Raw genomic sequence first — 13,841 nt, 5'->3', positions numbered from 1 at the left:
GCCAATTCCCAGCCCGCCCCCGTGGGCCGCAGCCGGCCCACACAGCCCGGATCGTCGCAGGCCAATTCCCAGCCCGCCCCCGTGGGCCGCAGCCGGTCCGCACAGCTCGGATTGTCGCAGGCCAATTCCCAACCCGCCCCCGTCGCGTTGTCGTTTGGCTGGCCTGCCAAGCAGCAGGTTAAAGCCAAAGTGAGACACATACTCAATTGTCGCATAGTCCATCCCTTCAGTGAAAAGAGCAATTCGGTACGGTCTGGATACCAAATCGTAAACCGTGGCCGAATCGGGCGACAAATCTCAGAAAATGACATTTTTTCTTGAATTGCTCTTCATCTCCGGCTAGTTTCTGACGTGTGAATTAGCGAGCGGCGGGAGCTTCGTGTTACTTCTCGCCGAGTTCCAAAAGGGCCGCCAACTTCAACTTCACAACTCACCGCCTAGCAGCTTTTTGGGAAGTCGCTTTGTCGTGATGTGGGCTTGGTAATGGTATTGAAGCGGGGGCCGCCGTTGGCTTGCGATTTCGGTGGGTTTGAAGGCGGCCGAGTTCTTGAGCATTCACGAAGGCTGGGGCGTTCATTCAAAGGCCGCTTGGCCGATCCCAAAGCCCAAATTACGCCACCCGAGCGACCGCAAAACCTCGCGAATTTCCGCATACGAATAGTCGCCTCACCACCAATGCCCCTGATGGATCGATGCCGTTGAAACGACCGATAATGAAAACGCGAAAGCCTGTACCCAGCGGGATCAACTCACGACCGATACCCTTCGCATGGCAGGGCTTGCAATGGTCACCGGCGAACTCGGCAAAATGCTCGACATCAAGCAGCCGAACGGGCTTTCTGGCAATTTTCGTGCTGGGGGCGACAAGCCAATTTCTTTCCACTCGCTTATACGGAAGCGGTTAGAGTCACTCAGCGGATTTTCGGAGCAGAGGCGGCGGGTAAAAAATGCGGGCAAAATCGTTGAGTGAGTTCGCCGCCCACCGCCGGTGCGTACCAAGTTGGGTGAATCGCTTCGTGGCTCACCGGTATCCACCACTCTTGTTCGAAGTGCAGAATAAAACTACGAATCCAAAAGGCAGACGTGAATGAGCATCTGCCAATCTGCTGTCAACCCGCAGTAAAGGTATATCGCCCACCATCTCTGATCGGCACCTCTGCGAAATGGGCGCCAGACAAGCCGAGCTTGCGTAGATATTTATAGTGGAATACACCCAAATCCTTCCCGTCGACTGAAACACTGTAATTACCACGACCCTCGTAACGGACCTTGAATCTCTTTTTCGGATGATATGGAGAATAGTGTGTCTTTCGGTCTCCGATCTTCAATTTTTTGCCGTTGCGTACGACGAGTAGGTATGCTTTCCCGTGCGAAAGCGACACCGTGCGACTTTCAGACTGACCGGGACGCACTTGAACCCAGCCAAAAACCGTGTGATCGTTTCCGTAGGCAAAATGCACAACGTCAAGACCTCTATTACGGACCACAATGGTTTCAAACTTTGGAGGCTTTGGCGGCTCCGGCGTTTTCACCCAGTCATTAGGGTTCCAAGTACCGGGATCGAAAGGAGTGTTTTCCCATAGCTGTGCTGATGCCTCCGTTGGCATCAATCCACATGATGCCACAATGCACACGAATAACAATCTTAGTCTTACACTAGTCATCCTAAAGCCACTTTGAGAAAAGGTGAACGGGATTGGCGGCAAACTGCCAGAATCTGGTTTGTCGTGCGGCCCCCTCGAACGATACAGGGTTGTCCAGCGAACGCCTTCCAGCTTTTTCGTTCACCTTCATGACAAAAAGCCGCTATGGGGGGCGATGATCTTGGATGTCGACCGGGCACCCAATAGCAGAAGCTGCTGCAATTGGGTGTGGAACCCAATGTTTACCCACTGGTCTCCCGGTTCCTCGTATTGTCGCAGGCCAATTCCCAGCCCGCCCCCGTCACATTGTCGTTTGACTAGCCTGCCAAGCAGCAGGTTAGAGCCAAAGTGAGGCACATACTCAAGTCCCGCATGTTTGATCCCTTCAGAATAAAAAGCAAAGCGGTACAGTCTGAGTACCAAATCGTAAGCTGCAGCCGCATCGGGCGTAGAATTTCGAAAATCTCAAAAGTTTTCCAAGAATATTCCTCGTGCTGGGCTTTCGATTGACGTAAGGAGTACCGAACGCCAGGGGATTCAGCGTCATACTCGTGAGGGATCGGGATTATGGACTAGATTCTCTAGCCCCTTTGATTTATTGTCAAAACACGTGGGTTCCAGTGGCTCCATATTTCTCCACAGTTCGAAAGCGACCCTTAGCTCAATGAACTCTTTGAATGCCCCACTGTTCTTGAACACTCCATTTCCATCGCGTAAGAGTCAAAACTCTTCAAAACTGGCTACGGGGTTCACTCTAATTGAATTGCTCGTCGTAATTGCGATCATTGCCATTCTGATCGCTCTTCTATTGCCCGCTGTTCAGAACGCGAGAGAGGCGGCGCGCCGCATTCAGTGCCGCAACAATTTAAAACAATTCGGACTTGCACTACATAATTACCACGACTTACATCAGTGTTTCCCTCCGGCAGTCGTCACGGTCAACGATGCCACAAGAGTGTACGCCACCGGGCACTCAATGCTGTTGCCTTATTTCGAGCGCCTGAACCTGTCAAATCAGTACGACATGTCGCAAGACATTTTTTCGCAATCGCCGGATGTTCTTAGAAGTGTGATCTCAACATTTGTGTGCCCATCGAATTCGAAAGAGAATCCGGTGACATTCCCAATTCTGCAAGCCATCGGCGCACCTGGCACTTATGGAGCAACGGATTATGTGTTTTCCAAAGGGGCCACAGACGCCTTCTGTCTACCAGCAGAGAAGCTCCCCCAGGATGAGCGCGGTGTCTTCTATGCGAACTTTGGTGCTCGCATCGAGCACATTCGCGATGGAAGTAGCAATACGCTTTGTGTCGGTGAGGGAGCTGGGGGTAGTCAATGGCCACTCTGTCGCGGTGTTGATTGCTCATCCGCATTCGCGGGAGCACTGGGAAAACAAGAGGCAAGCGCTGGCTGGGCATTGGGCGCACTCGGTTCCCAGGGGATGTCAAGTGCGGGATTTTTAACAGCTGGTCTGTTCGGCTGCACGGTCGAGCCGATGAATAAATGGCCTGTGACGGATAGTTGGATCGACATTTCGTCTCTCAACGATTGCCGATCGACACTCAACGGAGGCATGCACAGCACGGCTAACTTTCGTAGTGATCACGCAGGAGGCGCGAATTTCCTCCTTGCAGATGGTTCAGTTAGTTTTTTTACTGAGTCAATAAAGCTAGACTTGTATCGTCAACTCTCCACCATCAATGGTGGGACTGGTATTTCTCCCCCGTAGCAAAACAGAGCAACCGAAGACTGCAATAGCCAACCGCAACAATAGGAAGAACTATGTCTAGTAATCTTCCCGAAGAATCGACCCGAATCTCAAGTTTAGTCGCAAGAGTTCGCAAGGGGGATGCGGAAGCGGCTTGTGAGCTACTGGAAACGTACGAGAAAGAGATCCGTCTCGAAGTTCGCATGCGGCTCCTGGGCACGTCGCTGAGACAGCACTTAGAGTCGATGGATATTTGCCAATCTGTCTTTGCAAGTTTCTTCATTCGGGTGGGCTTGGGTCAATACACGCTCGATACGTCGGAAGATTTGATTCACCTGCTAACGTATCTAGTGAAAAACAAGGTGATTGATGAGACAAGACGCCAAAACGCTGCTCGTCGAGACTCTCGCCGTACCGTGAGCTTTGACCAAGTCAACGAGCGTTTTCCGATGGCCGCTCCAACCTCAGCCGCAGGCGACTTGGTTGGCAACAAAGACCTTCTGCAAGAGATTCGAAAACGTTTGACGACAGGTGAGCTCGCCATAGTTGACCGTCGGCTTCACGGAGACAGTTGGGAGGAGATTGCTAGCGAGTTGGGAATTTCGCCACGCACAGCAAGTCGGCGAATGCAAAAGGCGATCGATCGTGTCACACAAGAACTTGACGTAGATTCCTAAGTGCCATCGCTGGTCTTCTTGGTTTACTGCAATACGCAAATTCCCACATATATGCGGCCTAATGCCAAGAATGTGAACGACTTTCCTCGCGAAACAACTCCTGCTCGTTTTCTTCACATCCACCTATCTTTATGACAGATTCTTTGAATGTCCCTTTCTCGATTGCTAGATTGTCTGTGTTCCGAGCAGCAACAGTTGTGGACGAAATCTAGAAGTGCGACGTTGGCTGAAGAGTATTTCCGCCAGTATCCTGAGTTGCTCGATGCCCCAGAAGCGGCATTTACCCTAATCTACAACGAGTACTTGCTTCGTGAGGCGAACGGCGAGCGCGTCGATATCCAGGAGTATCTTGACCGCTTTCCAACTTTTTCAGGGCGGTTAAAACGACAGTTGGCCATCCGAGCTTCAATTGATGACTGCGATCAAACAGTCTGGAATACCCAGAATGTTCGACAATTAAAGACGAAATCCTCGGATGAATCTAAGACGAGAGCGGAAGTCAAGGCCCTGCAAAGTACAGAGCGTTTTAATCTCCTCCGTGAGATCGGCTCTGGGGCCATGGGAACCGTCTATGCTGCGTACGATAGTCTATGGCAGAACGAAGTCGCGTTGAAGGTTCTCGATGCAACCGATACTGCGTCGGTCTTTCGGCTGAAGAAGGAATTTCGATCACTTGCAGGGATCACACACCGGAATCTTGTCAAACTCTACGAGTTGTTCTGGGTTGATGACCAGAAAAGATGCTTTTTCACAATGGAGTTAGTCGATGGCATCGACTTCTTATCCTATTGTGCAATCAATCAACTAGCAAATTCATCAGAACGTGATCACGTTGAAAAGCTAGAGCACTTGCTTTCCCAACTTACCGATGTTCTTCGAGTTCTACACCAGAACGGCACCCTTCATTGCGATATCAAGCCTTCGAATGTTCTTGTAACTCGCGAAGGTCGAGTCGTCCTTCTTGACTTTGGCTTAGCTTCTGAACACAGACGCATCGAAGAACTTCGTGCATCCCGCCCACCTGCCTATCTTCGGGGCACTGTGGCATATATGTCTCCTGAGCAATTGCAAGGAGAGCCGTCTACACCGGCTAGTGACTACTACGCAATTGGGGTCATGCTGTACCAGGTCTTATCGGATGGCCAACTACCATTCATAGGCACAGTCGCTCAGATTATTGCCGCGAAACAGGCCGAAGACGCAATCTTACCGTTGAGAGAAATTGGTGATAGTCCAGAAACACGCCATCTTGCCCAGTTGTGTAAACGTTTGCTCGACCGCGACCCGGCACAACGTGCTACCGATCGCGATATTCTCAAAAGTATTCGTGCGGACGGAAGCCAAATAACACAGTCTTTTTCGCTTACAGCCGAAGTCTCACCAGTTTTTGTCGGACGTGAAGCCGAGCTAGCCAGTTTGAAAGGCGCGTTGGCGGAGTGCACGAAATACGAGCGACCTGTTGGCGTTCTCATCGATGGCCAATCGGGCGTCGGCAAAACCGCGTTGGTCCGGCATTTTATCCAAAGCTTGGAGGGCTTAGACAAAACACTCATTCTGTCGGGTAGGTGCCATGAACTCGAGAATATTCCATTTCGAGCAATCGACGGGATTATCGAAGAACTTTGTAGTTGGCTCTTGAAGCTGCCGCCCAGCGAGTTGAGAACGGTCTTGCCGACTGATGTGTCAGCATTGTTACAAATGTTCCCAGCGTTCCTACGTATTCCCGGCATCGCGAGTCGTAAGGTTGCCGCCGACAGATCGCCAAAAAATCTAGAAACATGGTCTCAAGCATGTGACATTCTTAGCGAGATTCTAGGTTGTATAAGTCGTGATATTCAGATTGTGATGTTTATTGACGACGTGCATTGGGGGGATTTAGACAGCGCGAAACTATTTCTCGAGCTTTTCAGTCGGGACGCAGTCTCACAACTGCTGATAATTGGAACTTGCCATAGCAATCTCTTGGATACTGCGCAATTTGTTGCGGCAACGAATAATGGGGCAGAGGTTTCAATATGGTCACGACGATTGCACGTCAATGTACTTACTCCGATTGAAGCTCTCCGCTTCGCAAAGATGCTCCTGCGGGGCAAGACGCCCACGACTGACGAAAATATTGCTAGCCGAATTGAGGCAGCAGACGGCAATCCATTCATGATTAAGGTGTTGGCACAATTAGGGCCGAATATCCAATCGTCTGCGCTAGCCTGCGACCTCGGCGTGGAAGAAATCTTATGGAGATCAATAGTTGAACTTCCCTTGTCAGCACAAGCACTTTTAAGGGTGATTGCAGTTGCAGGGTATCCAATCGATATTACGTCTGCGTGCCGGGCTGCGTGCATCGAGAGTGACTCGCAAGAAGCCGTTCAGGTACTTCGGACACTCCGATTAGTATTCAGTCATGAGTCCAACATGGTGTCTAGCGAGGCAGAGCCGTACCATTACCGGATCCGTGATTGCGTGCTTCGCCACCTCAGTCAAGAAGAAATCCACACGACCCATCGAAGACTCGCTGACGTTCTGCTGGAAGGCGCAATGCCCCAATTTCCTGCCGCGGCCCGACATTTTTACATGGCCGGTGATTTTGACCGAGCGTGTAGCATGGCACGAACAGCTGCTAGTCGAGCATCGGGTGTCTTGGCGTTCGAGGAGGCTGTGGATCTCTACAAGCTAGCAATCGAAACACACCGCGGTTCAACAGAAGACTTATGTTCGTTGCGAAGACAGCTTGCCAAGAGTCTGGCAGATGCAAAACGCGATCTCGAGGCGGCCGACGAGTACTTCGGCCTGCATGTTACTTCGAACTTAGGGAGCAGCGAAAAGCGCCAGTTTAAACGCCTAGCTGCGGACTACTATTTTCTTTCCGGGACGTATGAGAAAGCCTTCACGCTGATCTACGAGCTACTGGAAGAAATGGACATTCATGCTCCACGCTCAAGGCTCGTCGCAATCATCAAAGCGTTGTATCTGGGAGTGCGTGCTGGTCAATTCGAAGTGGATAAGCTCCTCCGCCCGACGAAAGATGTGTCATCAAACGACATGGAAATTCTGAGAGTCTGTTGGACCCTTTGCAGTATGGGGTCATTCTATGAGTATCTGAATGCGTTTCAGATATTCTATATCCACCGTAGGTTCCTATGCAAAGCAATATCGACCGGAGAACCGCGACATCTGATTTTCGCATTCGGCCAAGAGGCGGTTCTTCAAGCAGGTACGAATACAGAACGCGGAAGAATATTTTTGGACTACTCTCGAGAGGTGGAACGTCGGTCCAACGATGAAACATTACGGCATATCCCCGATCTGACTGCTGGTGCACTTGAACTACTCCTTGGAAATTGGCAAGCGGCGAAGCGATTGAACTTAAATGCAGCAAGATCCATTGGGTTGTCGGGTACGAGCCCAACCGATCGTTTTATCAAGGCTTTGTCGCAATTCTATTTCACTTGGGCCCAGTACTGTCTTGGTGAGTACGCAGCAATCTCTGAAACTGTCCCGCAGTTGCTTCGCGATGCACGTAAGCGTCGATCGAGGTTTGACGCTCTGTTCTTTCGGTTGGCCTACAGCAATGTTGCTTTTTTGGTCGACGACGATCCAGAACTTGCATCGAAAGAAATCCATTCTGACGAGGTGCAGCTGGGTTCGGCCACCTATTCCTTGGTTCATTTGTATAAGTCGTTGGCTGTGCTCAACTTGAGATTGTATCGCAAGGAGAGAGCAAACTACGGTCAGGTAAAGACGCTACTCAAAGCTGTAAAGCGTTCGGGCATTCTTCGGGTCAAGTTAATGCAAATGCAGGTTCGATTCCTGCGAGCTCACTGCATTCTTCTAGCATCCGCTGAAGTCAGCCGTTGGAAGAGGCTACGAATCGCGACTCACGATGCCCGCTGGATTGCTAAGCAGGAAATCAAAGGCGCTGGAGCCATGGCTGGGCTTATTCAGGCCCACATCGCTATGTTAAGAGGCGACGTGTCAGTCGCCGCGGAACACTGGCGGAAAGCAGCGGAGAAATTCAGTTCTGCAGAAATGATTGGCTACGCTCACGCAGCAGGCTGGCGGTACGGGATGAGTCTTAAAAATGCGGTGAGTAAAAGATTGGTCGATGAAGCACTTGAGTTTTTTGACGAACAAAAGGTTCGCAACCCATTGCGTTTTGCAGCAATGCTTGCTCCGTCCATAGCCGACGATACTCCTGGCGGGAACTAACAACGAATAGAGTCCTTGGCTCTGGCGTACGGCCGCAACGTTCTAGAATCCGATCCCAGGGGGGGGCGTCGGCTGGTGTGTAAACAAACTGTGCGGCATCGAGGTTCCATTGTCGCTTGCCAGGGTACTCGTCTTTGAACGGCAAGTTGACCAGGGTCCAGGAACGCAGGATCGCACCACCGAGAATCTCGTCAGCCTTGGCTTTGGTATGACCCAGGTGAACGAGAGCCGATCGGAGATTGTCTTTTGAGTGCCGGTTCCAACGACCGTTGAGACTCTTGAGCACCCAGCCCGCTTCATCGCCGCCCGGCGTGAGCAGACAACGAACGAGTTTGTCGACATCGTCCGGATCGACCTCGGGAGCGTCGTCTTCGGTCTCGACGTTCATCACACGTTGCAACCATGCCCCGCGTTTCTTGAGCCAACCGGGTTCTGGTTTCTCCGTTTCACCCGCCTGTTTGACACGGACAACGAGTCGACCGTCTTTGTTCCGTTTCAGATAACACTCGCGACCAAAATACTTCTCGGGGATCATTTCCGGAGAAGCCAGGGCGTTGAGCACTGAGTTGGCTTTCTTGGCGTCATCGAAGTGGTAGCCGGACCCGTCAGAGTCTTCGACCCCACCGAACGCGATCGCCGCCGTGTGCAAGTCCGAGGGCTTGTTGAAATCACACGTTGTCCAATCCTTGCCGTTCTGTTTCCAGGACGGGTGTTCGACGCAACCGGGACCGAACCGGAATACCTTCCACGCACCATCGGGCAACGGGAACATGAAACAATTCGGGGTTCCTGGATCGGAACCGCTGGAGTTCGTTTCAAAGACGCCCGTGAAGTTGAAGCGTTTCTTGAGGAACTCGTCGTCGAAGATTTTCTTAATCGCTCGCGTGTGAGTTTGCAGCAAATGGTATTCGCCAACCCACACTGTGGAGTATCCGGATTCCCGGAGAGCTTCCATGAACGCCTTATGGTTCTCCCCTAAACGAACAAAAGCCCTGCCAGATGACAGGGCTTCGAAAAGCTCAGTTTCGTCGTCGGGGATTCCCGACAGTTTAATCTTCGACCTTCGCCTTGTAACAACGTCGACGTTGGCCTTCCAATAAGATGGTAAGTCATCCTGTTTCAAAACGCGGCTCGCGGGCTTCACCAGCGAGAGTCCGCCGTTCTCTTTATTAGCCTTGCGATGCCAAATCCACATATTGCCACCGCAGGCGTCGACGTTCGCACTAAAGTCGAAGTCGGCTTCCTCGCTCATCATTTGCAGAATGGCTCGGCCTAGTGCGGCGTGCTCGGTGTGATTAACTGTGGGGATGTCATCGAGCATGACATAAAGGTGAAATCCGTTCCCTCCCGTGGATCGCCGCACTTCAACGTAGTCAAGTTCCATCGCCTTTTGTTTAACGGCTTGAAGTTCGACATCGCTAATTCCAACCCCCGCCGCATGGCCAACAAGGGCGTCGAAGTCGAAACCAACCCATCGGCTGACTCGATATTTCCAGTTCCATCCGGTCGACCCGATGGCTTCGGCGTGAAGCTCAAAAGGCCACTTTTGTTCATAATCATTCCACTCCGGTTCAGTATTCGCTTTGTGGGGAATGCGGATATTCCACCACTCGTAGTCACCATTTGTCCACGTGTTTCGTCGACCTTCGACCGGCTCGCCGTCACCGGCAGACACGTTGATTTGGACTTCCATGCCCGGTTTCATCCTCTTTAAGAGGTCCGGGGAGTTGTGTTTGGCCTGTTGCATAAGCAGGAACTTATGCAAGACCTCGGAAACGGTCGCCATCTTTCTCCTTAATAGGTAAGAGTTGAGGTAAAAAAGTTCACCTGCCACATCCTACTAGAGTGCGTTTTAAGATGGGAATTTCAGACTTTTTTCCGAAAACGGAAATTTTTCTGGAAAAATATGGCGATTTTGGCTTGACAAAGTACCAAAGTGACGATCTTGGCCTTCGCGCCATTACTCTCTATTACCGAATCTATTACCTGTTTCGAATTTTCGTGACGTTAAGATATAGTATTCCTATAGCGCAGTATGTGGAGAAGGGCCGAAATCGTCATCGCGTTACTTCTGCGTTACCTCCAGAACCCCGAAAAACACCCCAAACTGCTGGAGAGGCGTTTGTCAAGGGATTTTTTTGGAAAATATGTCCTTTGGTAGCAATGACTTACGTCGACACCCCAGATTTCGTGAAATTCTCACCTTAAAATGCACTCTAGTATAGTGTAGGGAAGTGACACCGAACGAGGATCGAAGGCACCCCAATGACCACCGCACTCTTGCGGTTGTCTGATCTCGATCCACCGATCGCTCTATTGAGGATGATCGACAAGGGATGTGTCGACTACCTGGAATTGACGGACTCGATCGCCGCCAACGGCGTTCTGAACTCAATCCTGGTACGACCATCTCCCACGGATTCATCCCGCTTTCAAATTGTTGATGGGCTTTATCGTTTTTCTGCTTGTGAAGACTTAGGTCTCGAAACGATACCCGCCGTTATTAAATCCGACATCTCGGATGAAGATGTCTTAGTTCTCCAACTGGAAGCTAATGGCATCGGCAAGATCACGGAGCCGACCGAATACGCATCGCGGCTTCGCAGACTACTTGCTCAAAACCCGGAGATGACGTTATCGGAACTCGGCGGTCGCATTCATAAAAGCCCAACGTGGATTAAGGATCGGCTCTCGCTCTTAAAGCTAGACCCGAAGTACCAGAAACACGTCGACCGTGGCGAGATGCCACTAGGCTCTGCCGTGATGCTCTCCAAACTCCCACCGAAATTTCAACCGGAGTTTGTCGAGTCCGCATTAGTGATGAAGTCTAAGGATTTCAAACTAATCGCGAGTGAAGCCATCACACGCTATCGCGAAGCCGTCAGACAGGGAAAGCTAGATCGGTTCTATACAGAGGATTGGAAACCAGTCGCTCATCTAAGAACACTCAATGAAGTCAACCGCGAAATCAAAGAACATGAAGCGGGACCAATCGTGGTGCTAGACATGCAATGTCGAACACCAATTGAAGGTTTTTATGCAGCACTCCAATGGCTAACGCACTTAGACCCAAGATCGGTGGAAGCTCAGAAAAGACAACACTATTCACGAACACGTAACAAAGAGACCAAAACTAATGAGTAACGATTTGATCCCAGCCGACATGGACTTCACAAACCTTCCGAGCACGAACGTTGTCGAGGATGAAGTCTTCGACGACATGAGTTCAGGCGGCGACTACTTGTCCCGCGTGCAGCTTTTCTCGAAAGGCGAAAAAGTCAATGAGGGATTGATTCCACCCGGCCACTGGGGCATCCCAGTTGGTGAAAAGATCATCGACCTCGGAAAGACGATGGACGTGCTGCCGCTCGCCCGTCGTGCGAAAGCTCTCGATATCAGTGACCGGGACAATGTGATCGAAAACTTCGATCCGAAATCGGACGAGTATGCACGCATCGCCGGGTTGGCCACGGTCAACGATAGCGGCTGCATGGTCGGCCCGAGCATCCTGTTCTACGAACGCTCGCAAGGGATGTTCGTCGAATGGTTCGCGAACAACACGAGCAGCAAGATCGAGTGCAAGAATCTCTATCCGAAGCTGCCGTGTAATGCCGCCCAGGCCGAAAAGCTCGGTTGTGAACCTCACGGCCCGATCCCGACGACGATGTCCATTCGTCTCAAGAAAGGCAAGTACAGTTACCACGTGCCGGAAGTCAACAACTGTTCGACCCCGTTCACGAACCTGCCGTCGATGGACAAGATCGTCAAGGAAGTCGAGAAGTTCCTGAACCCGCCGAAGAACGAAGACGAGAAGGTCGAAGAGTCGGCAACCTCTCGACGCTAGTCCCAATTGGTTGAACTAACAACAACCCGTCCTTGTGGCGGGTTTTTCTTTTGAAAGGAAAATCAATGGACTTTTCTCGTAGGCGGGATGGCACCTTCAAAATCAAACCCGGTGAAGACCCACACACCGCAATTCACCACCAACTAGCAGACGAAATCCTCGCACTCCAAAGACACATCGCTGACATTCCTAGTAGCTTCGAAGTGAACTCGAAGTTTTCGAGACTTCAATGCGAGTTCAATGAGCGGATTCGCAAATCGATCTCTGGCGACTACCTGGAGACGTTCCCGGTTCTCGAAGTGCAATACGACCACTTGCGAGTTGGAATGCCCGTCTATATTGAACAACTGACGGGATCAAATAAAGAACCCCACGCTTACATCTCTCGGGGTGGTTCAAGTTACAGCAACAAAGTCATCGGCTTGATTTATAAGGTCAACCGAGCATCGAAAGACGTTGTTGTTCAGTTCAACGGATACCTCGCTTTGGATTCGATTGAACGCAAAGCCATCTTGCAACATGGCACCGATTTTTATCCCGGCGACTGGTATTACCTCAGCGAACAAGCTGGGAAGTTGACTAACACACCAGACGCAAACAACGCCTCGGTTGGCTTCGCGGTCAGCCGAATGGCTTTGCAAATCAACATTACCCCACCGCAGCCGCAACCGGCTTTGAAATCGTTCCGCCCTTGGCACTCGGGCGATAAGCGGGCCGGGGTGATCCCCACATCCCGCCCGCGAGTGCCTTTTGGAGAAAGCATGTTCCACGCCGTTTACACACCGACCGAATCCGGTCGACCGTTCGAAATCATTATCGAAAACTTACCAATCCCTTTTGGGATTGATGCCATCGAAGCCGTCCGAATGGACTCCGGAGCGATGCCCGAATACGACGCACCGCATCTGTTCGATTGCTACCCCGACGTCCATTCCATGAACCGCAAGGAACTCGTGGAAGCTCTGGCCGACGAACTGATGGAAGTGACCCGCCTCGAAGCGTCCCTCAGATGCGTTCTCGCAGCTGCTACAGGAGGGACGCTCACGACCCTCGGACACCGCTTGCGGACGCTCTGGACGCCATCCTGGCCGCACAGGGGGACGATGATGACGCCTGAGTGTGCGATCGTTTCCAGCCCGTCCGTCAACTTGGGTCGGTTGGTCCTACTCTGCACCCAAGCCCTTGGATACAGCCCTGCCGCGAGCAGCGACCAGTCCCACCGAAAGGTGGGTGAGTTCGAGAAGCTCGTGACCGCGATCGCGGCTCTCCGGAACCCGCAGGTCCAACCCTCGGTCGACCCTCGGTACATCAACCATCTGAGTTTCAGCGTGGTCGTCATTGCCGGTGACCTCGATCTCCAAGACATCTGCGAACTCTGCTCGGAGATGACCATCACGACGCCAGACACGGTCGCCCGTGGCATTCGTCTGGCGTTCATCACCGGGACCGTGGGTAAGTGGCGAGATGCCATTGTCGGTGGATGCCAACCGGGAACCGAACTGTCGGTGGCGTCACGTTCTCATCCCGGTTCTAAACCCAAATTTTTGGAGGTCTGCTCGTTCCCAGACACCCTTTGAGAGCAACGCTTCAACTATAGGGCAAATAGAAAATCTAATGAATCGAAAAACAGGTGAGCAACATTGGGAATGGCTGTACTCAAATCCAACATCGTCTAGAGAAATCTTAGAAAGGTTCTGGTCTAAGGTGAAAGTTGGATCGGAAGATGAGTGTTGGATGTGGACTGTAGGGAAAAGCACGTACGT

At 51.5% G+C, this 13,841-nt stretch carries 7 protein-coding genes and 1 pseudogene; 7 read left to right on the top strand and 1 reads right to left on the bottom strand.

The features are described from left to right. Positions 1 to 222: pseudogene (locus AC5DDB_RS22150) on the bottom strand (hypothetical protein); the annotation flags it as partial. 547 nt (positions 223 to 769) lie between these two features. Here AC5DDB_RS22150 and AC5DDB_RS22145 point away from each other — a divergent pair. The 7 genes from AC5DDB_RS22145 (at position 770) to AC5DDB_RS22115 (ending at position 13,655) form a co-directional block, all read left to right on the top strand. After that, complete coding sequence (locus tag AC5DDB_RS22145) at positions 770 to 970, top strand: hypothetical protein (RefSeq protein WP_491741956.1); 201 nt, start codon at positions 770 to 772, stop codon at positions 968 to 970. A gap of 1,337 nt (positions 971 to 2,307) precedes the next feature. Continuing rightward, complete coding sequence (locus AC5DDB_RS22140; protein ID WP_491741955.1) at positions 2,308 to 3,372, top strand: DUF1559 domain-containing protein; 1,065 nt, start codon at positions 2,308 to 2,310, stop codon at positions 3,370 to 3,372. Between the two features lie 53 nt (positions 3,373 to 3,425). Continuing rightward, entirely contained in the window at positions 3,426 to 4,028 is a 603-nt protein-coding gene (locus AC5DDB_RS22135) for an RNA polymerase sigma factor (protein WP_491741954.1), read from the top strand. 222 nt (positions 4,029 to 4,250) lie between these two features. Continuing rightward, positions 4,251 to 8,234: a serine/threonine-protein kinase gene (locus tag AC5DDB_RS22130; protein WP_491741953.1), complete on the top strand. Its 3,984-nt coding sequence runs from the start codon at positions 4,251 to 4,253 to the stop codon at positions 8,232 to 8,234. Positions 8,235 to 10,499: 2,265 nt separating this feature from the next. Beyond that, on the top strand, positions 10,500 to 11,378 hold the full coding sequence (locus tag AC5DDB_RS22125; RefSeq protein ID WP_491741952.1) for a ParB/RepB/Spo0J family partition protein: 879 nt from the start codon (positions 10,500 to 10,502) through the stop codon (positions 11,376 to 11,378). After that, a complete protein-coding gene (locus tag AC5DDB_RS22120) occupies positions 11,371 to 12,078 on the top strand; it encodes a hypothetical protein (protein ID WP_491741951.1) in 708 nt (235 codons plus the stop codon). The genes AC5DDB_RS22125 and AC5DDB_RS22120 overlap by 8 nt, the downstream gene beginning before the upstream one ends. A gap of 65 nt (positions 12,079 to 12,143) precedes the next feature. Further along, entirely contained in the window at positions 12,144 to 13,655 is a 1,512-nt protein-coding gene (locus AC5DDB_RS22115) for a hypothetical protein (protein WP_491741950.1), read from the top strand. The last annotated feature ends 186 nt before the right edge of the window (positions 13,656 to 13,841 follow it).

It is taken from the genome of Thalassoroseus sp., from assembly GCF_984380535.1.
This window is presented reverse-complemented; position numbering and strand designations above follow the sequence as displayed.